At 63.1% G+C, this 25,243-nt stretch carries 8 protein-coding genes and 3 pseudogenes; 7 read left to right on the top strand and 4 right to left on the bottom strand.

The window, feature by feature from the left end:
- Nucleotides 1-47: 47 nt before the first annotated feature.
- Nucleotides 48-13,063: pseudogene (locus tag AABM54_RS17410) on the bottom strand (non-ribosomal peptide synthetase).
- 373 nt (nucleotides 13,064-13,436) lie between these two features.
- Between AABM54_RS17410 and AABM54_RS17415 the strand changes: the two are divergent.
- Nucleotides 13,437-13,985: an RNA polymerase factor sigma-70 gene (locus AABM54_RS17415; protein ID WP_347901239.1), complete on the top strand. Its 549-nt coding sequence runs from the start codon at nucleotides 13,437-13,439 to the stop codon at nucleotides 13,983-13,985.
- A gap of 60 nt (nucleotides 13,986-14,045) precedes the next feature.
- On the opposite strand, the gene AABM54_RS17420 is transcribed toward AABM54_RS17415, so the two are convergent.
- The 3 genes from AABM54_RS17420 to AABM54_RS17430 form a co-directional block, all read right to left on the bottom strand.
- Nucleotides 14,046-15,059, bottom strand: a complete 1,014-nt coding sequence (locus tag AABM54_RS17420) for a GNAT family N-acetyltransferase (RefSeq protein WP_347901240.1) — start codon at nucleotides 15,057-15,059, stop codon at nucleotides 14,046-14,048.
- Between the two features lie 99 nt (nucleotides 15,060-15,158).
- A complete protein-coding gene (locus AABM54_RS17425; protein WP_347901241.1) occupies nucleotides 15,159-15,953 on the bottom strand; it encodes an ABC transporter substrate-binding protein in 795 nt (264 codons plus the stop codon).
- A gap of 104 nt (nucleotides 15,954-16,057) precedes the next feature.
- The gene (locus AABM54_RS17430) at nucleotides 16,058-16,681 is read right to left on the bottom strand and encodes a TetR/AcrR family transcriptional regulator (protein WP_347901243.1); all 624 of its coding nucleotides are present in this window, start codon (nucleotides 16,679-16,681) and stop codon (nucleotides 16,058-16,060) included.
- A gap of 183 nt (nucleotides 16,682-16,864) precedes the next feature.
- Here AABM54_RS17430 and AABM54_RS17435 point away from each other — a divergent pair.
- The 6 genes and pseudogenes from AABM54_RS17435 to AABM54_RS17460 all read left to right on the top strand — a co-directional run bounded on the left by AABM54_RS17435 (nucleotide 16,865) and on the right by AABM54_RS17460 (nucleotide 25,234).
- A pseudogene (locus AABM54_RS17435) lies at nucleotides 16,865-18,656 on the top strand (acyclic terpene utilization AtuA family protein).
- 12 nt (nucleotides 18,657-18,668) lie between these two features.
- Entirely contained in the window at nucleotides 18,669-19,538 is an 870-nt protein-coding gene (locus AABM54_RS17440) for an SDR family oxidoreductase (protein WP_347901244.1), read from the top strand.
- Between the two features lie 3 nt (nucleotides 19,539-19,541).
- Nucleotides 19,542-21,159, top strand: a pseudogene (gene atuC / locus AABM54_RS17445) (geranyl-CoA carboxylase subunit beta).
- A gap of 38 nt (nucleotides 21,160-21,197) precedes the next feature.
- The gene (gene atuD, locus AABM54_RS17450) at nucleotides 21,198-22,355 is read left to right on the top strand and encodes a citronellyl-CoA dehydrogenase (protein ID WP_347901245.1); all 1,158 of its coding nucleotides are present in this window, start codon (nucleotides 21,198-21,200) and stop codon (nucleotides 22,353-22,355) included.
- Nucleotides 22,352-23,149 (top strand): enoyl-CoA hydratase-related protein, encoded by a 798-nt coding sequence (locus tag AABM54_RS17455; protein WP_347901246.1) that lies wholly within the window; start codon nucleotides 22,352-22,354, stop codon nucleotides 23,147-23,149. The genes atuD and AABM54_RS17455 overlap by 4 nt, the downstream gene beginning before the upstream one ends.
- Before the next feature lie 123 nt (nucleotides 23,150-23,272).
- Nucleotides 23,273-25,234 (top strand): acetyl/propionyl/methylcrotonyl-CoA carboxylase subunit alpha, encoded by a 1,962-nt coding sequence (locus tag AABM54_RS17460; RefSeq protein WP_347901247.1) that lies wholly within the window; start codon nucleotides 23,273-23,275, stop codon nucleotides 25,232-25,234.
- Nucleotides 25,235-25,243: the final 9 nt, after the last annotated feature.

Below are 25,243 nucleotides of genomic sequence, written 5' to 3' on the forward strand. Positions count from 1 at the left end.
CGACTATACCAGAGGCATTCTGGGCAGCAGACTGCCCGGCGCCCTGCTCAGAAGCCCTCCAGCTCGGCCATCAAGTCATTCAGGCGGTCGACTTTTTCCTCCGTGAGGTCGGTGGCCGCCAGACCCTCGATGTACTCGGCCAGTTCTTCCACGGTGCTGCACTCAAACATCGCCCGCAGCGGCACGTTGCGTTGCAGGGCTTTTTGCACCCGCGAGGCAATTTGCGTGGCCAGCAGCGAGTGACCGCCCAGTTCGAAGAAGTTATCGCGGATACCGACCTTCTCGACCTTCAGCACCTCGGCCCAGATGTCGGCCAGGGTTTGCTCAAGCGCCGAACGTGGCGCCTGATAGTCCTGGCTCTGCAACTGCCCGATCTCCAGCGCCGGCAACGCTTTGCGATCGAGTTTGCCGTTGGCGTTGAGCGGCATCCGTTCCAGCCACAACCAGTGCAGCGGCACCATGTATTCCGGCAGTTCGGCACGCAGGCGCTGCTTGATCAGCTCCAATGCCTCGCCCGGGTTCAGCGCCGGGTCACTGGCCACCAGATACCCGACCAGATGCTTGCCATTGACGCCCTCCTGCACCCCGACCGCCGCGTCGCGGATCTGCGGTTGTTCGTGCAAGCGTGCTTCGATTTCACCCAGTTCGATCCGGTAACCACGGATTTTCACCTGATGATCGATCCGGCCGACGTATTCCAGCACGCCGTCACTGCGCCGACGCGCCAGGTCGCCAGTGCGATACAAACGATCACCCGGAGCACCGAACGGATTCGGCACAAACACCTGGGCGGTGCGCAACGGATCGCTGACATAACCACGACCCACACCGGTCCCAGCCACGCACAACTCACCCACCGCACCCAGCGGCACCAGTTCCAGCGCGCCGTCGAGCAGGTACAAACGATTGTTGTCGGTCGGCGTGCCAATCGGCAGGTAACTGCCACGGGTCGACGCCAGGTCGACACGGAAGAACGCCACATCGTCGGAACACTCGGCCGGGCCATAGGCATTCACCAGGCCGATGTCCGGGTAACGCAGCAACCATTGCTGAGCCAGTTCCGGCGGCATGGCTTCACCGGTCGGCAGCATCCAGCGCAAACCGTCCAGACCGATGCGTTCCTGGGCAAGCATGCCCTGAATCAGCGACGGCACACTCTCTAGCACCGTGATGCCCTGCGCCTGAACGTGTTCAAGCAAGCCTTGCGGATCGTGGGCAATGGTGTTCGGCACGATGTCCACCCGCGCCCCGAACAGCGGTGCGGTGAGGAACTGCCAGACCGAAATATCAAAGCTTTGCGAAGCCGTTTGCGCGATTACATCGGTGTCGCCGAGGCTCAGGTACGGCACCTTGCTCAACTGGTTATTGAGCATGCCGCGCTGCTCGACCATCACGCCCTTCGGCAAACCGGTGGAGCCCGAGGTGTAGATCACGTAGGCGAGGTTATCGGGGGCGCTGTAAATCCCCGGATTCTCAACCGACGCCGCGCTGGCCTGAACGTCCTCCCACACCAGCAATCGAGGGCGATTGGCACAAGCAAACTCATCGAGCAACGCCAGCGCCTGATCGCGACTGGCCTCGCTGCACACCAGCAATGGCGTGCGACTCAGGTCGATGATCCGGCTCAGGCGCTGGCTCGGCAGGCCAGGGTCCAGCGGCAGGTAACCGGCGCCGGCCTTGAAGCTGCCGATGATCATCCCGAGCAAGTCCAGGTTGCGCTCGGCCAACAGCGCCACCGGCTGATCCAGCCCGACACCGGCCGCAATCAACGCATGCCCGAGACGGTTACTGCGCTGGTTCAACTCGGCATAGCTGTGCTGCTGATCGAGGCAACTGGCGGCGATCCGCTGCGGATGCGCCGCGACCTGGGCTTCGAACAGCGAAACGTAGCTCTGCTCCAGCGGATAATCGCGCTCGCTCTGGTTGCAGCCGTGGATCAGGAAGTCCTGCTCCGGCTCACCGAGCAGCGGCAGGTCCGCCATGTTGCCGTGGAAGCCATCGACCAGCGCCAGCAACAGGCGCTTGAACTCGGCGAGCATGCGCTCCACCGTCGACTCGTCGAAATAACGCTGGTCATAGGACAGGTGCAAACCGAGGTCATCGCCCGGATAGCAGACCGCCGTCAGCGGGAAGTTGGTGTGGGTACGGCCCGAGTCCGACGTGGCATTGAGGCTTTGCGCGCGGTCCAGCACCGAGACTTCCACCGGGGCGTTTTCGAACACGAACAGGCTGTCGAACAACGGCTGGCCTTTGGGCAGTTCGCTGTTTTCCTGGATCGTCACCAGCGGCAGGTATTCGTACTCGCGCAGTTGCATGTTGCTGTCCAGCAGCTCGCTGAGCCACTGGCGCACGCTGCACGGCTGATCGTCTTCCGGCAGTTTCACCCGCAAGGCGATGCTGTTGATGAACAGCCCCACCGTGCGCTGCATCTCGGGCATTTCCACCGGACGCCCGGCCACGGTGACACCGAACAATACATCGCGATCACCGCTCAAACGGCGCAGTACCAGCGCCCACGCCGCCTGGGCGAAGGTGTTGATGGTCAGTTGATGGGCCTGCGCCAGTTCACGCAAGTGCGCACCGTCGCGAGCATCGAGGCGGGTATAACGGTCGCCCACGATCATCCCGCCGCTGGCACCGGCGTGTTCACGCAGGAACGGACGGTCGCTTGGGATCGGCGTGGTCCGCTCGAAGCCTTGCAGGTTGTTTTTCCACCACTGGCGCGCCTCGGTCAGGCTCTGGCGTTGCAGCCAGCCGATGTAGTCGCGATAGCGGCTCGGCACCGCCAGTTGCGCCTCGCGACCTTCACCGAGGGCGGTGTAGATTTCGAAGAAATCGTTCATCAGCAACGAACGGCACCAGGCATCGATCAGGATGTGGTGGTTGCTCATCATGAACCAGTAACGCGCCGCGCCAACGCGGATCAGGCGCAGGTGGAACGGTGCCTGATTCAGCAGATCGAACCCGGCCTCGCGCTCGCTTTTGAGCAACGCTTGCAGCTTGGGTTCTTGCTCGGGCTCGGCCACCGCGCTCCAGTCGAGAAACTCGATGGGCGTGCTGCCCGGCTTGTGAATGATTTGCAGCATGTCTTCGCCGACGTTCCAGCAGAACGAGGCGCGCAGGGCTTCGTGACGAGCCACCACCGCTTGCCAGGCCTGGGCGAAACGCTGCGGGTCGAGTTCGCTGTTGATGCGGTAGCGGTCCTGCATGTAATACAGGCCGGTGCCCGGTTCCAGCAGGGTATGCAGCAACATGCCCTCTTGCATCGGCGTCAGCGCAAACACGTCTTCGATAGCCGCCGCTGGCACCGGCAGCGCGTCGAGCTGAGGTTGCGTCAAGCGTGCCAACGGGAAGTCCGACGGCGTCAGGCCACCGGCCTCGTCACGCAGGCAGTGCGCGATCAGGCTCTGCAATTCACCGAGGTAGGCATCCGCCAGTTCGGCGATGGTCTGCGGGTCATGGCGTTCGCGGCTGAACGTCCAGCGCAACACCAGCTCACCGCCGTAGACCCGACTGTCGACGCTCAGCTCATTGGGCAGCGGCGCGTCAGGGTCGTGGGCCGCGCCCACCGGCTCGTCCAGTGGACGGAACAGCGCCTGCGCGCCGAAGCTCTGGTCGAACTGCCCCAGGTAGTTGAAGGTGATCGGCGCCACCGGCAAGGCGGCCATGCGCTGACGACTCAGGTCGTCGGCCAGGTAGCGCAGCACGCCGTAGCCCAGACCTTTGTGAGGCACGCCGCGCAGTTGTTCCTTGATTGCCTTGATCGAGGCGCCCTGCCCGGCAGCTTCCTCGATGTGCAGCGGGGTCAGGCGCAGCGGGTAAGCGCTGGTGAACCAGCCGACGGTGCGGGTCAGGTCGATCTCGTCGAACAGGGTTTCGCGACCGTGGCCTTCGAGCTGAATCAACGCGGATTCGTGACCGCTCCAGCGGCACAACACACGGGCCAATGCCGTCAGCAACAGGTCGTTGACCTGGGTGCGATAAGCGCTCGGTGCCTGTTGCAGCAGTTGGCGGGTGTGTTCGGCGTTGAGGCGCACGCTGACGGTTTCGGCATGCCGATTCTGCTGCCCGCCCTGCGGATGCTCGCACGGCAGATCGCCGCTCGGACCGGCCAGTTGGGTCTGCCACCAGCTCAGTTCTTCGCGCAGGGACTCGCTGCCGGCATAGGCCTGCAAGCGCGCCGCCCAGTCGCGGAACGCACTGGTTTTCGCCGGCAGGCGCACGGCCTGCTCCGCGTCGAGTTGACGGTAAACGGTTTGCAGATCATCCAGCAGTACGCGCCACGACACACCATCGACCACCAGGTGGTGAATGGCGATAAACAGCCGTTGCTGACCCTGCGGGCCGTCGACCAACAAGGCGCGCATCAGCGGCCCCTGACGCAGGTCGAGGCTGCGCTGGGCATCGGCGAACAACGCGGTGCAGGCGTCCATCGACGGCACGCGCACTTGCCAGAGCAATGCCACCTCCGACACCGGCAAGTGCTCGGCGCGCCACTGGCAATCGTGCATCGTGAAGTTCAAGCGCAGGGCGTCGTGCTGCTCCATGACTGCCAGCAAGGCCTGCTCCAGACGATGGGGCTCCAGGGTCATGGTCGGTTCCAGCAACAACGCCTGGTTCCAGTGCTGACGCTCAGGAATCTCGGTGTCGAAGAACCAGTGCTGAATCGGCGTCAGGGCCGACTCACCCGTGAGCAAGCCTTGTTCGGCCGTGATCTGTTCCGTGCGCGTGGCCACAGTGGCCAGGGTCTGTACGGTCTGGTGCTGGAACAGGTCCCGCGGGCTGAAGTGAATGCCTTGCTGCCGGGCGCGGCTGACCACCTGGATCGACAGAATCGAGTCACCGCCCAGTTCGAAGAAATTGTCGTTGAGGCCGACCTGCGCAACGTTCAACACCTCGCACCAGATACCGGCCAAGGCCAGTTCCAGTTCATTGCGCGGGGCGATGTACTGCTGGCGATTGAGCTCGGGGTCCGGCGCCGGCAGTGCGCGGCGGTCGAGTTTGCCGTTGGCGGTCAGCGGCATGCTTGCCAGCAGGATCAAGTGCGTCGGCACCATGTAGTCCGGCAGTTGGGTTTTCAGGTGAGCCTTGAGTGCTTCGCGCAGGGCCGCTTGTTGGGCGTCATCCTGCTCGGCCACGTCGCTGGCGAGGTACGCCGCCAGTTGCTTGCCGCCCGGCATATCGAGCGCCAGCACCACCGCTTCGCGCACCGACGGGTGTTCCAGCAGGCGGGTTTCGATTTCACCGAGTTCGATGCGGAATCCGCGAATTTTCACCTGATGGTCGATCCGGCCCAGGTATTCCACCAGGCCATCGGCGCGTTGGCGCACCAGGTCGCCGGTGCGGTACAAGCGCCCGCCGTGAGTGGCGAACGGGTCCGCGACAAACCGTTCGGCGGTCATGCCCGGACGTTGATGGTAACCCTGGGCCAGGCCCGCGCCGCCGACGTACAGCTCACCGGTCGCGCCTTGTGGCACCAGCGCCAGATCGGCGTCGAGGATGTAGGCCACGCGAGCACCGATCACACGGCCGATCGGCACGCTGCCGGCACCCTCTTCCAGAGACTCCGGAGCAAGACTCGCCAACGGCATGACCACGGTTTCGGTCGGGCCATAAGCGTTGAAGAACAGGCTCGGGGTGAACGCTGCGCGAATCCGTTGCAGGTGTTCGCCGGTCAACGCTTCGCCACCGGTGATACACATGCGCACCGGCAAGGTTTCACCCTGGGTCGCCAGCCACTGCGCCAACTGGCTGCCGTAGCTGGGTGTGAACCCGAGAATGTTGATCCGGTGCTGACGAATCAGTTGGCAGATCTCTTCAGCGTCCCACTGGCCCTGAGCACGCAACACGACCTGCGCACCGCAGAGCAACGGCACCAGCAGACGCTCGGTGGCGGCGTCGAAGTTGATGGAATAGAAGTGCAGTTCACAGTCATCGGGGCGCATGCCAAACCGCTCGATCACTGCGCGGCAGTGCATGGCGATTTCACCGTGGGACACCACCACGCCTTTCGGCTTGCCGGTGGAGCCCGAGGTGTAAATCAGGTACGCCTGATGCTGGGGCAGACTGATGAATGGCAACTCGACCGCTGGATAATGGGCCATTGCAGCGGCGTCATCCTCCAGGCACCAGCGGGCCACGTTGGCGGGCAACTCACCCAGCGCCTCAAACATCGCCGCGTCACTGAGCAGCAAACCGATGGCGCTGTCTTCGATCATGTAGTGCAAACGGTCCAGCGGGTATTCCGGGTCCAGCGGCACGTAGGCGCCACCGGCCTTGAGGATCGCCAGCAGGCCGACGACCATTTCCAACGAGCGCTCCAGCGCCAGGCCGACCCGCACCTGCGGGCCAACCCCACGTTCACGGAGCATCCAGGCCAGGCGATTGGCGCGGCTGTCGAGTTCGGCGTAGGTCAACGTCTGGCCAGCAAAGGTCAGGGCTGGCGCATCAGGGCGGGCCAACGCCTGTTCGCTGAACAGGTGATGAATGCACTGGTCGAGGCGATGCTCGCCAGGCTCGACGCCCAGACTGTCGAGCAGGGTTTGCTGCTCGAGGGTGTCCAGCAGCGGCAATTCGCTCAAGCGTTGTTGCGGGTCAGCGAGCAAGGCTTGCAGCAAGTTGCGCCAGTGACCGGCCATGCGTGCAATGCGCGGTTCGTCGAACAGGTCGGTGCTGTAGGTCAGGCAGCAACCCAGTCGGTGATCGAGGTCGGTGACTTCCAGGTTCAGGTCGAACTTGGTGGCGCGTGCATCGTTGGCCAGGTACTCGACGGTCATGCCGGCCAGTTCACGGCTTTGCTGGAACTCCCAGCGCTGGACGTTGCACATCACCTGGAACAATGGGTTGTAAGCCGCGCTGCGCGGTGGCTGCAAGGCTTCCACCAAGTGATCGAACGGCAGGTCCTGATGAGACTGGCCCTCGATCACGGTATGGCGCACCTGTTCGAACAGTTCGCCCACGCTCATCTGCCCATCGAGCTGGCAACGCAGCACCTGGGTGTTGAGGAACGCCCCGATCAGCCCTTCGCTTTCCGGGCGAATCCGGTTGGCCACCGGTGCGCCGATGCGCAGGTCGGTCTGGCCGCTGTAGCGGTAAAGCAGCACGGCCAGCGCAGCAGTCATGGTCATGAACAGGGTCAGACCGTGTTGCGCGTTGAAGGCACGCACCTGTGCGGCGAGCTCATCGCTCAGGTCAAACCGGAACAACTCGCCCTGATGGCTCTGCACCGACGGCCGTGGACGGTCGCCCGGCAGCTCCAGCAACGGATGTTCGCGGCCCAGTTGCGCGGTCCAGTAGTCGAGCTGGCGCTGACGCTCGCCGGACTCCAGCCATTGGCGCTGCCAGACGCTGTAATCCAGGTACTGCACCGGCAGCGGTTCAAGCGGCGATTCGCGGTCGTCGAGAAAGGCTTCGTACAACGCGCCCAATTCACGGGCAAAGATGTCCATCGCCCAGCCTTCGGTGACGATGTGGTGCAGGGTCAGCACCAGGTAGTGTTCGTGTTCAGCCGTCTTGACCAGACACGCCCGCAGCAATGGACCCGTTTCCAGGTCGAATGGCGTGTGGGCTTCGCTGTCGGCCAGTTGCTGAACCCGTTGTTCACGGACGTCAGCACTCAGCGCAGAAAAATCTTTCCAGGCCATGCGCAGGCCTGTTTCCGGGTGAACCTGTTGCCGGGCCACGCCGTCGACGCTCGGGAACGTGGTGCGCAACGTCTCGTGGCGCAGGATCAGCGCTTGCAGCGCCGCTTCAAAACGCCCGACATCCAGCAAGCCGCGCAACCGCGCCATGCCGCCCACGTTGTAGGCCGGGCTGTCCGGTTCCATCTGCCAGAGGAACCACATGCGCTGCTGGGAATAAGACAACGGCACCGGTTGGCGGCGGTCGACCTTCTCGATCGGCGGCTGCTTGTTGGTGTTGCCGCTGACCTGAATCAGCCGTACTTGCTCGGCGAACGCGCCCAACTCGCTGGCCTCGAACAACGCGCGCAGCGGCAGTTCGACGTCGCAGGCCTGACGGGTGCGGGAGATGATTTGAGTGGCCAGCAACGAGTGTCCGCCGAGGGCGAAAAAGTCATCGCGCAGACCGATACGAGACTGGCCCAGCACTTCGCGCCAGATGCCGGCGATCTGCTGCTCCAGCGCGGTGACCGGCTCGACGTGTTCACGCACCTGCCAGTGCGGCTCGGGCAAGGCGCGGCGGTCGAGTTTGCCGCTTGGGCTCAGGGGCATTTCGTCCAGGCGCATCAACTGCGCCGGGACCATGTACTCCGGCAGTTCAGCTGCCAGCGCGGTGTTCAGGCGTGCGGTCTGGGCGCCTTCGTCTTCATCGGTTTGGGTGGCGGTGTAGTAGCCGATCAACTGCGCACCGGCCGCCGTCTCGCGCACCAGCACCACCGCTTGGGCAACGCCGTCCTGCGCCAGCAGGCGCGCTTCGATTTCCTCGGGTTCGACCCGAAAGCCGCGCAACTTCACCTGCTGATCGAGGCGCCCGAGATACTCCAGCACGCCGTCGGCGGTCCAGCGAACGCGGTCGCCGGTGCGGTACAACCGCGCACCGTTTTCACCCAGCGGGTCGACGACAAAACGCTCGGCTGTCAGCGCCGGACGCCCGAGGTAGCCACGGGCCAGGCCGATACCACTGATGCACAATTCACCCGGCACGCCGGCCGGCAGCGGATTCAGCTCGCTGTCCAGCACCCGGCAAACCACGTTACCCAAGGGTCGGCCAATCGGCGAACGTTCGCCATCACCGAGGCTGCACTGCCAGTGGGTCACGTTGATCGCGGTTTCGGTCGGGCCATAACGGTTATGCAGTTGCACCGCCGGCAGCTGTTCCAGCACGCGGCTGCGTAGTTCGGCGGGCAAGGCTTCACCACCGGAGAACAGGCGGCGCAGGCTGGTGCATTCGGCCGCCAACGGTTCGTCGATAAACAAGTGCAGCAGCGGCGGCACGAAGTGCAGCGTGGTCACCCCAAACGCTTGCACCAGTTGAGCGATGCGATGGGGATCACGGTGCTCGCCGGGGCCTGCGATCAACAACCGGCAACCGATGATCAGCGGCCAGAAACACTCCCAGACCGACACGTCAAAACTGATCGGCGCCTTCTGCATCAACACATCGCTTTCGTCGAGACAATAGGTCGCCTGCATCCATTGCAGGCGCTCGCTTAACGCGGCGTGGGTGTTGCCGACGCCTTTGGGCTGGCCGGTGGAGCCGGAGGTGTAAATCACATATGCAAGGTTGTCGCCGTGCAGGTGCAGGCCCCGGCGCATGGCTCGACCAACTGTCGAGGTTGAGGGTGTCCATGGCAATGGCGCTGACGCCCTCGGCCGCCGGCAATCGCTCCAGCAAATGGCTCTGGGTCAGCAGCAGTTCGACGCCGCTGTCGCTCAGCATGTAAGCCAGGCGATCGGCCGGGTAATCCGGGTCCAGCGGCACGTAGGCACCGCCAGCCTTGATGATTGCCAACAGACCGATCAGCAATTGCGGCGAACGCTCGGCGGCAATCGCCACGCACACGTCCGGGCCGACGCCTTTGTCACGCAGGTAATGCGCCAAACGGTTGGCCTGGGCGTGCAGTTCGGCGTAGTCGAGTTGGCCACCCTCCCAGATCAGCGCGGTGCGCTCCGGGGTCAGGCAGGCTTGCCGGTCAAGCTGTTCCGGCAACCATTGGCTGGCCGCCACGCACGGTGCAACGCTCCATGCCTGCTGCGCGTCCTGCTCGTTGACGCTGAGCAGCGGCAGGTCCGCGATGGCGTGCTGCGGGCGCTCGCAAATGCCCCGCAGCAGGTTGACAAAATGTCCCGCCAGACGCTCGACAGTGGCCACGTCGAACAGCTCATCGGCGTAGTCGAACGACAGGCTCAGGCGACCGTTACGGTCTTCTTCGCTGTGCAATTGCAGGTCGAACTTGGCCTCGCGGCTGTGCCACGGCAGTTCCTCGGCGAGCAGCCCCGGCAGGCGACGCAAGGCACTGAGGTCGCGTTGCTGGTGGTTGAACATGACCTGGAACAGACCCTGTTCACGCGCTTGCGGGAAAGCTTCCAGCAGTTGCTCGAACGGCAGGTCCTGATGGGCCTGGGCGCCCAATGCCGCTTCGCGGGTGTGGGCCAGCAACTCAACGAAGGACTGGCGCGAGTCGACTTGCGCACGCAACACTTGGGTGTTGATGAAGAAGCCTATCAGCCCTTGGGTTTCCAGGCGCGGACGGTTGGCGTTGGGCACGCCGATGCGGATGTCGCGCTGACCGCTGTAGCGATGCAACAGGCATTGGAACGCCGCCAGCAACAGCATGAACGTGGTCGCGTCATGGGCCTGGGCGGTCTGGCGAATCGCATCGCTCAGGCTCGCTTCCAGCCGCAGGGTATGCCGGGCCGCGCTGCGCTGTTGTTGCGCCGAACGCGGGTGGTCGGTCGCCAGTTCCAGGCTTGGGTGCTCGTCACCCAAGCGATCTTTCCAGTACGCCAGTTGCCGCTCACTTTCACCCTGCGCCAGCCATTGGCGCTGCCAGCTGCCGTAGTCGGCGTATTGCAATGCCAGCGGCGGCAACGCAGCGACTTGCCCCTGGGACGCCGCCGCGTACAGCCGCGAAAACTCGTCGATCAACACATTCAGCGACCAGCCGTCAGCGATGATGTGGTGCATAGTCACCAGCAGTTGATGGTCTTCATCATCCAGACGCACCAGCGTCACCCACAGCAGCGGACCTTTCTCGAGGTCGAACTGGGTGCGCGCTTCGTCTTCGCGAATCTGCACCGCACGGGCTTCACGCTCGGCCAGCGGCAGGTCGCTGATGTCGATCAATTGCAGGTTGAATTCGCCTGCTTTGTCGACCTGTTGCAGGGCCTGACCGTCGCGTTCGAAGAACCGCGTGCGCAGGGATTCATGGCGTTCGATCAGTTGCTGGAAACTGGCGCGCAAGGCGTCTTGATCCAGCTCACCGCGCAGGCGCAACGCACCGGGAATGGTGTAGGCGCTGCTGTGCGGGTCCAGTTGCCAGGTGATCCACAAACGGTTTTGCGCCAGCGACTGCGGCAATGCTTCGCTGCGTGACAAGGTGCTGATCGCGCCCTGGGCCAGGCCGCCGTCCTGTTGTTGCAGGGCCACCGCAGCGGCGAATGCACCAAGGGTCGGCGCTTCGAACAACAGCCGCAGATTCAACTCCAGGCCCAGTGTTTCGCGCAGGCGCGCCACCACTTGGGTGGCCGCAATGGAGTTACCGCCCAGCAGGAAGAAGTGATCGTGTGCCGCCACTTGCTTGACCTCAAGCAGCTCGCACCAGACGCCTGCGATCAGCCCCTCAAGCTCGGAAGCTGATGCTGCGCTGTCTTGCGACGATTCAGTCTGGCTCGGGAACATCGCGTAGCTGTCGAGGCTGCCGTCGGCCAGCCGATTGCGGCACGCCGAGCGCTGCAATTTGCCGCTGGACGTCTTCGGCAACGCGCCGGGGTTGAGCAACACCACCACGCACGGCGCTTCCTGACAGGCCTCGGCCACCGCTTGGCGAATGGCTTTGATCAGCGCTTCGGGCGGGAGGATTTTCTGCACGCTACGGCTGATTTCCGCCGCGATGCCAATGCCTTCCTGGCCCTGATCGGTCACCGCGAAAGCCGCCACCCGCCCCTTGCGCACCACTTCCACTTCGCGTTCGATGGTTTGCTCGATGTCCTGCGGGTAGAGGTTGTGCCCGCGCACGATCAGCATGTCTTTCAGGCGCCCGGTGATGAACAGTTCACCGTTGCGCACAAAGCCCAGATCGCCGGTGCGCAACCAGGTACGGCCAGCGTGTTCGACGAAGGTTTTGGCCGTGGCTTCGGGGTTGCGCCAGTAGCCGTGGGCGATGCTCGGCCCGGCCGCCCAGACTTCGCCGACCTGATTGTCGGCCACGGGCATGAGTGTCTGCGGGTCGACCATCAGCACCGCGTGTTCCGGCTGGCTGATGCCGCAGCTCATGATCGAACTGCCCTCGCCCGGCTCGGCGCGGTTTTGCATCAACGCCTGTTCGTCCAGTTGCAAGGCCGGGATGCCCTGACCACGCGGGGTGCCCGCAACAAAAAGTGTGGCCTCGGCCAGGCCATAGGACGCCATGTAACTGCTCGCGCTGAAACCGCAACTCGCAAACTTGTCGGCAAAGCGCTCCAGGGTATCGAGACGAATCGGCTCGGAACCGGAATACGCCACGCGCCAGCCGCTCAGGTCGAGGCGCTCCATGGCGGTCTCGCTCACGCGTTCACTGCACAGGCGATAGGCAAAATCCGGCCCGCCGCTGATGGTGCCGCCGTATTCACTGATCGCTTCCAGCCAGCGCAATGGCCGGCCGAGGAAGTACGCCGGCGACATCAGCACGCACGGCACGCCACTGAAAATCGGTTGCAGCAGGCCGCCGATCAGGCCCATGTCGTGGTACAGCGGCAGCCAGCTGACGATCACGTCGTCGGGGTTGAGGTCGATGCCAAAGCCGCGACGGATCAGCAGTTCATTGGCCACCAGGTTGCCGTGGCTGACTTGCACGCCTTTGGGCAACGCGGTGGAACCGGAGGTGTACTGCAGAAATGCGATGTCGTCGTCACGCAGATCGGGCGCGACCCAACGCTGGGCGATGGCGCTGTCCAGGTTGTCGACGCAGAGCAGTTGCGGGGCGTGTTCGGCGTTGAGTTCGTTCATTTGCAGCAGCGCGTCGCGCAGGCCGGCACTGGTCAGCAGCAGCCGTGGCTCGGCGTCGGCAATGATCGACAACAGCCGCTCCTGGTGATGCCGACGGGTCGACTCTGGCGGGTAGGGCCGGCACCGCAATGACGCCCGCATACAGGCAACCAAAAAACGCCGCGACGTAATCCGGGCCACTGGGAAACAGCAACACCGCGCGATCACCCAGACCCGCCTCGGCCTGCAAAGCTGCGGCGATGGTGCGTGCTCGAAGGTCCAGATCGCGATAACTCAGCACGCAACCCTGTTCCCGGGTTTCGGCAAGAAAGCGCAAGGCGACCCGATCCGGCGTCAGGGCCGCGCGGCGCTGGAGGGCTTGGACCAGGGTGCTGGGGAGTTCGAACGCGTCGATCATGAGGTTTCCTGCCTGAGTTCGGCTTGCAAATGGAATCGGTTTTTCAAACGTCACACGCGTCACGCCGCGTGCTGGGCACGGTCTTGGCCGACCGCGCAAGGCGTTGGGAATGCTGGGTTGGCGGGGGCTGTCAGCCGCTACCATTCACCAATGAGAACGGATGACGTCTTGAAATAATTAGTCTTCTGCCGCCCCGCTCCGCAGCCACGCTAGGCGCCCGGTGTGGCACCGCTCGCAAAGTGCACTTTTTTGGATCATTAATTCTCTTTCTCAATTGACAATCATTATCATTCAACATAATTTGTCGCTCGATAGGTAGGACGGCTCCGAACCACTTGTCGTCCGACTAACTTTTAGTAGCAAGGTGATTTCCATGACGGAACAAGTATCCACAAGCAGGTGCGACTCACCGTTACTCCAGGCCTTCGTCGACAACCGGCTGATTCTGGTCAAGATTGCCGCACGCATCACCGGTTGCCGGTCGCGCGCCGAAGACGTGGTTCAGGATGCGTTCTTCCGGCTGCAATCGGCGCCGCAGATCACGTCCTCGTTCAAGGCTCAACTCAGTTATCTGTTCCAGATCGTGCGCAACCTGGCGATCGACCACTACCGCAAGCAGGCGCTGGAACAAAAGTACTCGGGCACCGAAGAGGAGGGTTTGAACGTGGTTATCCACGGTGCTTCCCCGGAAACCTCGCATATCAACTTCTCGACGCTGGAAAACATCGCCGACGCGTTGACCGAGCTGCCGAGCCGGACACGTTATGCGTTCGAGATGTACCGCCTGCACGGCGTCCCGCAAAAGGACATCGCCAAGGAACTCGGCGTCTCGCCAACCCTGGTGAACTTCATGATTCGCGATGCCCTGATTCACTGCCGCAAAGTCTCGGGCAGCCGCAGCGATACCTTCGCCCGCCGCTGACCCTCGACGTATCGAGCCGGCAGGCCAGGGGATCACCCCGCCCTGCCCGATATCTCCCTCTCAAGCCAGGGTGCAATGATCGAAAAAGCGCTCGCGCCCCAGGATCATCAAAGCCGCCCGCTTGTGGGGAAAATCAAACTCTTTCTCGCAGTGGAAACACTGGTTGTGCAGGTGGCCGATCATCTTCGCGTTATCGGCACGCGGCTCCACCACCACCCGCTGGGTACGCGGATCGTCGAGAAACAGGTAATGCACCAGCGCCGATAACCAACTGGCAACCTTGTGCGGGCCGCGATGGTCTTCCTCGCCCACCAGCATGTGAATCCCGCGGTCGTAGTCGCCCGCCTCGCAGAACGGTGCGATGCGGTCTTCCTTGGCCCAATAGGCTTCGAAATACGCGAACGGCTGATCATTGAAACAGCCGATCAGCGTCAGGGTGTGGGGGTCGGTTTCAAGGGTATTCAAGTACGCGCGATGCTTTTCGAGGCTGCCGCTCTCTTCCCAGAAATTCGCCACGCGCGGGCTGTTTTGCCAGCGATGAAAACGCTCAAGGTCATGATCGATTTCAACCGTGCGCAATGAAATCCACGCCCCAAGACGTGCATCAAATCGCCGATAGACTTCGCCGCGAGGTTTGATCGGGCGCCGTGGATGACGCTTGCCGGCGCTGATGATCATTTGCTGCGGGTAGACGTTACCGACAGATTCGCCCAACCAGGGTTGCGGCTGCTGCCAGAACAACGTGCGTTCGCAAACGTACTGCCCCGCCACCTCCGTCGCCACCAGTAAGCCGCTGAGCAAGGCTTCGGTCGGCGATTCGTCGAGCTGCCAGGTCAGGCGCTGGCATTGGGTGTCTCGCGCAAACAGCCAGTAACACGCCGCCCATAGCGCCGGACCGACGGGACGACGGTGAAACGCCTCCACTTGCAGACGTAGCGCCGGCTCACGCGTCAAGCGCAGGCGAATCAGCGGTTGGCCTTCCAGGCTCAGGCTCAGGTAACGCTCGGTTTCATCGCCTGCAAGCAGGCGTCCCTGCGGTAACGCGAGGGAAGACAGGTCATTCAGATGGGACATGGGTCGGGCTCACGTAATCGTCGACAGTTCAACGATGTGACGTGAGCCGGGGCGGGAAATTTAGGCGCCGTATTGAAATCAGGGGCGGATCAGCCGATTTCAGCCTTTGGGCACCGGCACGATGGCAATTTTGTACGGGTCGAAGATCTTCAGCATCTGGCCATTGTCCCGCAGGCCTTGCAGCAATTTGCCGAATGCCTCGCCGCTGATGGGCGCTTGCGGGCGGATCAATGCGTAATGGTGATAGACCTGATCGATGCGCTGGGACACCAGCAACTGCTCCCCGATCTTGTCATTGCGCAGCAGGTAATCGCTCAAGTAGGAGCGGGTCACCAGGGCAATGTCCGCACGGTCGCGCAGCACCATCAGGATATTGCTGTCGTGGGAATACGTAAGCGTGGCGTTGTAGTTATCGGCGAGGAATTTCGGGTCGGCGTTGAAGTTGGCAAACTCATAGTGGTAACCGCTGTACAGCGCCAGGCGTTTGCCTTTCAAATCGGCGAAATAGCTTTGCTGGCGATCGGGCTTGCTCTGCGCGACAAAGATCTCTGCGTCTTCCAGGCCCATGTCGACAGAGGTGTGCGCAATGTCCTTCCAGCCCCACTCCGGGTTCTCGAAGATCGCCATGTCGACCCGGCCTTCCTTGAAGTCACCGAAACGCCGAGGTAGCGAAGTCGGCACCAGGACAAATTCATACTCGGTCTGGAGCTTATTCAGCGCCTCGACCAACTGCGGCAGCAGCCCGGTGTCGGCACCGGATTCCGGGCGGACGGTGTAGGGTGGGAAATGCGCGGCTCCGACCTGTACCCGTTGCGCGGCCGACACGGGTAAAACGAACAACGCTCCCAGCGCTATCAGCCATACCCGCGAAATCGTCCGAATTGGCGAACCCATTAGCAAAACCCACCCCTGCAAAGACATTCATTACTTCTAAGCTAGGCGGTTTCGCCCACTTAGACAACTTGGTACTGGCTATTTAATCCATCGCGCCGCCCGCGCTATTTTTCTTCGAGGACCAATATCAAGGCCTCATCCGCCAATTGGTCCAGGCTCAGGCTGCCTTCGGCACGAAACCAGGTGGTGGTCCAGGACAAGGCGCCCGTCAGGAAACGTCGGGTGATAAACACATCGCCGCGGATAAACCCGGCCTCCTTGGCTTCACCCAAAACCTGCAACCAGATCTGCTCATAGACATCGCGCAGGGCCAGTACCTGAACCTGCCCTTCCACCGACAGCGAACGCCATTCGTAAACCAGCACCGCCATCGCCTCGCCGCTGCCGCCCATGATCGATTGCAATTCGCAACGAATCAGCGCCAGCACGCGTTCGCGCACATCGTGGGCGTCCGCCAGTGCAGCGCGCATCAGCGCAGTGTTGTAGTGAATGGTTTCCTCCATGACCGCCCGGAGGATTTCATCCTTGCTCTTGAAGTGATGAAAAATGCTCCCGGACTGGATCCCCACCGCACTGGCCAGGTCACGCACCGTGGTGCGCTCGTAACCCTTGTTACGAAACAGGTGAGCGGCCATTTGCAGCAACTTGCCACGGGCGCTGTCGGGGTCGGTGATACGCCCGCTGTCCACCAACTCGCGCATCACTTGCAGGGCTTTTTGCTCGTCCACGCCGCTCTCCTTCACTTGCCTGAAACGATTACCGTCTGGCGCCCGGCAACCGGGTGCTTGCGCGCGCAATTTATGCTGGTGAGGTGAACCAAGCAAGCGCTTGGACGGAAGTATTTGCAGCGTTTACAAACCAAGCGCTTGCTTGGTAGTCTCGCCGCAGTGCTTTCAGGAGAAAGGCCCGCCATGAACACAACCCTGCGCATCGGTTGCGCCAGTGCATTCTGGGGCGACACCTCGACCGCCGCCGCGCAGTTGGTAGACGGCGCACGTCTGGATTACCTGGTGTTCGACTACCTGGCCGAAATCACCATGTCCCTGCTGGCCGGCGCCCGCATGAAGGACCCTCAGGCCGGTTACGCCACCGATTTCGTTGAAACCCTCAGCCCGCTGCTGGGGAAAATCGCCGAACAACGAATACGCGTTATCAGCAACGCGGGCGGCATCAACCCGCTGGCCTGCGCTGCCGCCCTGCAAGCGGCCTGCGATAAAGCCGCCCTGCCGTTGAAAATCGCCGTACTGCTGGGCGATGACCTGCAACCGCGATTCAAGGAACTGAGCAGCGCGGGCGTGACCGAAATGTTCAGCGGCGCGCCATTACCGCCCCTGTGCGTGTCGACCAACGCCTACCTGGGCGCACCGGGCATCGTCGAAGCCCTGCGCCTGGGCGCCGACATCGTCATCACCGGGCGAGTGGTCGACAGTGCGGTGGTCAGCGCGGCACTGGTGCATGAATTCGGCTGGTCCTGGCAGGACTACGACAAACTGGCCCAGGCTGCACTGGCCGGGCACATCATTGAATGCGGCGCCCAGTGCACCGGCGGCAACTTCACCGATTGGCGCGACGTGCCGGACTATGAACACATCGGCTTCCCGATCGTCGAAGTCAGTGCCGACGGCCAGTTCATCGTCACCAAGCCGCCAGGCAGCGGCGGGCTGGTCACGCCGTTGACGGTCGGCGAACAACTGCTCTATGAAATCGGCGACCCGCGCGCGTACCTGTTGCCCGACGTGGTTTGCGATTTCAGTCAGGTCAAACTCCAGCAACAGGGCAAAAATGCGGTGCGGGTCCATGGCGCCAAAGGCCTGCCGCCCACCGACCACTACAAGGTCAGCGCCACTTACCCGGACGGTTTTCGCTGCACCGCCAGTTGCCTGATCGCCGGCATCGACGCCGTGGCCAAGGCCCGGCGCGTCAGCCAGGCGATCATCGACAAAACCTCGGAAATGTTCGGCCAGCGCGGCTGGGCGCCTTACAGCGAAGTGAACATCGAACTGCTGGGCAGCGAGGCCACGTATGGCCCTCACGGTCAGCGCCAGGACAGCCGTGAAGTGGTGATCAAACTGGCGGTGCGTCATCCGGACAAACGCGCGCTGATTCTGTTCTCCCGTGAAATCGCCCAGGCCGCCACCGGCATGGCGCCGGGGCCTGACCGGCATCGTCGGCGGACGCCCGACGGTGTACCCATTGATCCGGCTGTTTTCGTTCCTGATCGACAAGGCGACCTGCACCCTGGACATCGACCTGCTCGGCCAGCGCCACCGCTGCACCCTGCCGGCCCTCGACCGTCTCGACAGCGCCACCCTGCCCCGTCCTCATGACCTGCCCAAACCCCACGGCCGCGCCGACGCCAGTGTGGCGCTGGTGAAACTGGCAGTGGCGCGCTCCGGCGACAAGGGCAATCACAGCAACATCGGCGTCATGGCCCGCGCGCCCGAGTACCTGCCGTGGATCGCCGAAGCCTTGACGCCCGAGGTCATCGTCGACTGGATGAGCCACGTCCTGGACCCGATTCATGGGCGCGTCGAGCGTTGGTATCTACCGGGCAGCCACAGCCTGAACTTTCTGCTGGAGAATGCTCTGGGGGGCGGCGGCGTTGCGAGCCTGCGGATCGACCCGCAAGGCAAGGCGTTCGCCCAGCAGTTGCTGGAGATCCAGATCCCGGTGCCGCAAGGCATCGCCGACCACGTCAACTAGAGGAGTATCGCCATGGCCTATGACTCCATTTTCAAGCCTGACCTGTTCGCCGGCCAGACCATCATTGTCACCGGTGGCGGCAGCGGTATCGGCCGCTGCACCGCCCACGAACTCGCCGCCCTTGGCGCCCACGTCCTGTTGGTCGGACGCCGGGTCGACAAACTCAAAACCGTCACGGCGGAAATCCGTCAGGACGGCGGCACCGCCAGCTACCAGACCTGCGACATCCGCGACGAAGATGCGGTGACCACGCTGATCCGGCAACTGATCAGCCAACACGGCCCCATCCACGGACTGGTCAACAATGCCGGTGGCCAGTACCCGTCACCGCTGTCGGCGATCAATCAGAAGGGATTTGAAACCGTGCTGCGGACCAACCTGGTCGGCGGTTTCCTGATGGCCCGGGAAGTGTTCAACCAGTCCATGAGCCAACATGGCGGGGCCATCGTCAACATGCTCGCCGACATGTGGGGCGGGATGCCGGGCATGGGTCACTCCGGCGCCGCACGCTCGGGCATGGACAACTTCACCAAGACCGCCGCCTTCGAATGGGGTTATGCCGGTGTGCGGGTCAACGCGGTGGCGCCAGGCTGGATCGCCTCCAGCGGCATGGACACTTACGAAGGTGCGTTCAAAGCCGTGATCCCGACCCTGCGCGAGCATGTGCCACTCAAGCGTATCGGCACCGAGTCGGAAGTCAGCGCGGCCATTGTTTTTCTGCTCAGCCCGGCAGCAGCCTTCATCAGCGGCAGCACCTTGCGCATCGACGGCGCGGCCAGCCTCGGCGGGCGCGCATGGCCGATCCACAAGGCGCAACGCAGCGAACCCTTCAACGGATTCCACCGCGCTTACCTGCCGGACGTGCTCAAGGACAAGGAGTAACCCATGCCAGTGATTGAATCCGAGCTCGACCCGCACCACCCGCAGTTTGCCCTGAACCGCGAGGCGATGCTCGCGTCAGTCGAACACCTGAGCCAGTTGGAGCAGCAACTGTTGGCCAAGGCTGCGGAGGCCAAAGCCAAATTCGAGCAACGCGGGCAGTTGTTGCCGCGCGAACGCCTGAACCTGCTGCTCGACCCCGGCGCGCCGTTTCTCGAACTGGCGAGCCTGGCCGGCTACAAACTGCACGACGACAAGGACGGCAGTCAGGCCGGTGGCGGCCTGATTGCCGGCATTGGCTACGTGTCCGGCGTGCGGGTGCTGGTGGTGGCCAACAACAGCGCGATCAAGGGCGGGACCATTTCCCCCAGCGGCCTGAAAAAATCCCTGCGCCTGCAACAGATCGCCATGGAAAACAAACTGCCGGTGATCACCCTCGCCGAAAGCGGTGGAGCCAACCTCAACTACGCGGCGGAGATTTTCATCGAGGGTGCCCGCAGCTTTGCCAATCAGGCACGGATGTCGGCCATGGGCCTGCCGCAAATCACCGTGGTCCACGGTTCGGCCACGGCGGGCGGCGCCTATCAGCCAGGGCTGTCGGATTACGTGGTGGTGGTGCGCGGCAAAGCCAAGCTGTTTCTGGCCGGCCCGCCGCTGCTCAAGGCGGCTACCGGCGAAGTCGCCACGGATGAACAACTCGGTGGCGCGCAAATGCACGCGCAAGTTGCCGGCACCGCCGAGTACCTGGCCGAGAACGATGCCGACGGTGTGCGGCTGGTGCGCGAGATCGTCAGCCTGTTGCCGTGGAATGCACGGTTACCGCTGCGCACGGCGCCACATTGGGACGAGCCGCTGTACCCCATCGACGAACTGCTGGGGCTGATCCCCGCTGACCCCAAAAAGCCCTACGACGTGCGCGAAATCATTGCCCACATCGCCGATGGCTCACGTTTTCTTGAGTTCAAGGGCGAGTTCGATCAACAAACGATCTGCGGCCATCTGCATCTCCAGGGTCAGCCCTGCGGATTCATCGGCAACAACGGCCCGATCACCCCGCAAGGCGCAAGCAAGGCTGCGCAGTTCATCCAGCTCTGCGATCAGAGCCAAACCCCGCTGCTGTTTTTCCACAACACCACCGGTTTCATGGTGGGCACCGAAGCCGAACAGCACGGGGTGATCAAACACGGCGCGAAGATGATCCAGGGCCGTGGCCAATGCGCGGGTGCCGAAGCTGACCATCGTGGTCGGTGGTTCCTACGGGGCCGGTAACTACGCGATGTGCGGGCGGGGCCTGGACCCGCGTTTCATCTTCGCCTGGCCCAACAGCCACACGGCCGTGATGGGCGGCGCCCAGGCCGGCAAAGTGCTGCGTATCGTCACCGAAGCCAAGCAGCTCAAGGACGGCCTGGTGCCCGACCCGAAAATGCTCGACATGCTTGAACAGGTCACCGCACAAAAACTCGACAGCCAGTCCACCGCGCTGTACGGCAGCGCCAACCTGTGGGACGACGGGCTGATCGACCCACGGGATACCCGCACGCTACTCGGTTATTTGCTGGACATTTGTCGCGAGGCCGAGGTTCGTCAGCTACAACCCAACAGTTTTGGGGTCGCACGTTTTTGAGGCTCTGATTACCACCAGGTTTAGGGAGAACAATAAAAATGATCTTCACCCAGGAACACGAAGAACTGCGCCGTACCATCCGTAATTTTGTCGACCGCGAAATCAATCCGTACGTCGATGAATGGGAAAAGGCCGGGCGCTTTCCCATTCACGAGATCTTCCGCAAGGCCGGCGAGCTGGGCCTGCTGGGCATCTCCAAACCGGAAAAGTTCGGCGGCATGGGCCTCGACTACAGCTATTCGATTGTCGCCGCCGAAGAGTTCGGCACCATCCATTGCGGCGGCATCCCGATGTCGATCGGTGTCCAGACCGACATGTGCACCCCGGCGCTGGCGCGATTCGGTTCCGATGAGCTGCGTGAAGAGTTCTTGCGCCCGGCGATCAGCGGTGAATGGGTCGGCTGCATCGGCGTCTCGGAGGTCGGCGCGGGGTCTGACGTCGCCGGGCTGAAAACCACGGCGCGCAAGGACGGCGACGACTACGTAATCAACGGCAGCAAGATGTGGATCACCAACTCGCCAAGCGCCGACTTCATCTGCCTGCTGGCCAACACTTCGGACGACAAGGCGCACATCAACAAGTCGCTGATCATCGTGCCGATGAACAGCCCCGGCATCAGCCTCGGCTCGCACCTGGACAAGCTCGGCATGCGCAGCTCGGAAACCGCCCAGGTGTTTTTCGACAACGTGCGCGTGCCACAGCGCAACCGCATCGGCCATGAAGGCGCCGGCTTCATGATGCAAATGCTGCAATTTCAGGAAGAGCGGCTGTTCGGCGCGGCGAACATGATCAAGGGCCTTGAGTACTGCGTCGACAGCACCATCGAGTACTGCAAGGAACGCCAGACCTTCGGCAACGCGTTGATCGACAATCAGGTGATCCACTTCCGCCTCGCTGAACTGTCCACCGAGATCGAATGCCTGCGGGCGCTGGTCTACCAGGCGACCGAGCAATACGTCAAAGGCCAGGACGTCACGCGCCTGGCGTCCATGGCCAAACTCAAGGCCGGACGGCTGGGCCGGGAAGTCAGCGACAGTTGCCTGCAATATTGGGGCGGCATGGGTTTCATGTGGGACAACCCGGTAGCCCGCGCTTACCGCGATGTGCGACTGGTGTCGATTGGCGGCGGCGCCGACGAAATCATGCTGGGGATCATCTGCAAACTGATGGGCATCCTGCCGGGGAAAAAGAAATGAACAGCCTGCCTGCTTGCGAAACCCTGTTGCTGGAAACCCACAACGGCGTTCTGCACATCACCCTGAACCGCCCGGACAGCCGCAACGCCATGAGCTTGCAGATGGTTGCCGAGTTACGCGCCGTGTTGGCGGCGGTGCGCGATGACCGAAGCATCCGGGCATTGGTGCTCGGCGGTGCCGGTGGGCATTTTTGCGCGGGCGGCGATGTGAAAGACATGGCCAATGCCCGGGCTCAAGGACCCGAGGCTTACCGCGAACTGAACCGCACCTTCGGCGCCCTGCTCGAAGAAGCCCAACATGCGCCGCAAGTACTGATCACGGTGCTGCAAGGCGCGGTGCTCGGTGGCGGATTCGGCTTGGCCTGTGTCAGCGATATCGCCCTGGCAGAACACAACGCTCAGTTCGGTTTGCCGGAAACCAGCCTCGGCGTGTTGCCGGCGCAAATCGCGCCGTTCGTGGTCCAGCGCATTGGCCTGACTCAGGCCCGGCGCCTGGCCCTGACCGCAGCGCGTTTTGACGGGCATGAAGCGCGGCGCCTGGGGCTGGTGCATTTTGTCGAACACGACCCACAGGCCCTGGCCGAACGCCTGGATGGAGTGCTCGCCCATGTTATGTGTTGCGCGCCCGGCGCCAATGCCGCGACCAAAGCCTTGTTGCTGGCCAGTGCCGAACAGCCTCTGGGACCGCTGCTGGACCAGGCAGCCGAGTGGTTCAGCGAAGCGGTGACAGGCGCGGAAGGCGTCGAAGGGACGATGGCGTTTGTGCAAAAACGCAAACCGGGGTGGGCGCCTTAAAAGCATCGCGAGCAATCGAGCGTCGACCGGCCCTCCCCCACAGTTGAAATGCAATCCAATGTGGGAGCGGGCTTGCTCGCGAAGAGGCCCTCAAAAACACCGCACAACACCAAGGATCACATCATGCCCACCCTGCGCAAAATCCTCATCGCCAACCGCGGTGAAATCGCCTGCCGCATCCAGCGCACGGCTCAGGCCCTGGGCTACCGCACCGTGGCGGTGTTCAGCGACGCCGACGTCGGTGCCCTGCATGTGCGCATGGCCGATGAGGCAGTCAACATCGGCCCCGCTGCGGTTCAACAGTCCTACCTCAACAGCGCCGCGATCATTGACGCGGCGCTACGCACCGGGGCCGATGCCATCCATCCCGGCTACGGCTTTCTCTCGGAAAACGCCGAGTTCGCCACGGCCTGCGCCCGGGCCGGCCTGACCTTCATCGGCCCAAGCCCCGAAGCCATTGAACTGATGGGCAGCAAACGCCTGTCGAAAATCGCCATGCTTGCCGCCGGTGTGCCGTGCATTGGTGGCTACCAGGGCGCCGAACAGGACGATGCCACCCTGAGCCGCGAGGCCGAACGCCTCGGCTATCCGCTGATGATCAAGGCCAGCGCCGGTGGCGGTGGACGCGGCATGCGGCTCGTGCACTCCGCCAGCGAGCTGCCTGAACAGCTCCGTACCGCCCGCTCCGAAGCCTTGCACGCCTTTGGCAGCGACGAGCTGATTCTCGAGCAAGCGCTGATCGACCCGCGCCACGTCGAAATCCAGCTGTTCGGCGACCAGCACGGGCACCTGATCTACCTCGGCGAGCGCGACTGTTCGATCCAGCGCCGCCACCAGAAAGTCATCGAAGAAGCGCCCTGCCCGGTCATGACGGCCCAATTGCGCCAAGCCATGGGCGAAGCGGCGTTGAAGGCCGGCCGCGCAGTCAACTATGTGGGCGCGGGGACCGTGGAGTTCCTGCTCGATTCACGGGGGCAGTTCTACTTTCTGGAGATGAACACCCGCTTGCAGGTCGAGCACCCGGTCACCGAACTGATCACCGGCCTGGACCTGGTGGCCTGGCAACTGGACGTCGCGGCCGGGTTGCCATTGCCGCTGCGCCAGGACCAGGTCCAGCTCAACGGGCATGCCATCGAAGTGCGTTTGTACGCCGAGGACCCAGCGCAAGGCTTTTTGCCCCAGACCGGCCGCGTGACTTGCTGGGAACCGGCCTTGCAGGACGGTGTGCGGATCGACCACGGGTTACTGGAAGGCCAATCGGTCAGCCCGTTTTACGACCCAATGCTCGGCAAAATCATTGCCCACGGCGCCACGCGTGAAGAGGCCCGGCGCAAGTTGCTGCGCGCCGTCGAAGACAGCGTGTTGCTGGGTTTGCAGAGCAATCAGCGGCTGCTGGCAGGCCTGCTTGAGCACCCGCAATTCATCGCCGGGGATTTCAGCACCGGGTTCATTGCCCGGTACTTTGCCGATCACCCCAGCCTGCACCCGCAAATACCCACGCCTACTGAACTGGCCATTGCCGCCGCCCTCTTCTATCAGCAGGCAGCCCAGGCCCACCCAACGGCACTGGCCGGTTGGCGCAACAACGCCAGCGTGCCGCTGCGCCAGCACCTTGGCCGTGGCGATGATCGCTGGAGCAGCGAATTGACCGCCCACCCCGATGGGCACCTGCGAATTGAAGTGGCCGGGCAAACCCTGCAACTCAAGTCGCTGCAACTGGACGACCGCCACGCCACGCTGGAGATCAACGGTATCTGCCGACGTTACGCCTACCACCTCGACGCCGGGCAGCTATGGTTGTTCACCCGTCCCGGCGGTCTGCTGCTGGAAGACCAGACCCAGGCGCCGGTCGCCGCCCAGGCCAGCCTGCACGGCGGCACCCTCAAAGCGCCGATGGATGGCGCCATCGTCCAGGTGCTGGTCCGCGAAGGCAGCCAGGTCAGCAAAGGCCAACTGCTGGTGGTACTCGAAGCGATGAAAATGGAGCATCCGCTCAAGGCCGGTATTGACGGTGTGATCAAACGCTTGCAGGTCGGCGCAGGCGATCAGGTGAAAAACCGCCAGATTCTCCTGGAGGTTGAATAAGCCGCTAGG

It is taken from the genome of Pseudomonas purpurea, assembly GCF_039908635.1.
GTDB lineage: Bacteria > Pseudomonadota > Gammaproteobacteria > Pseudomonadales > Pseudomonadaceae > Aquipseudomonas > Aquipseudomonas purpurea.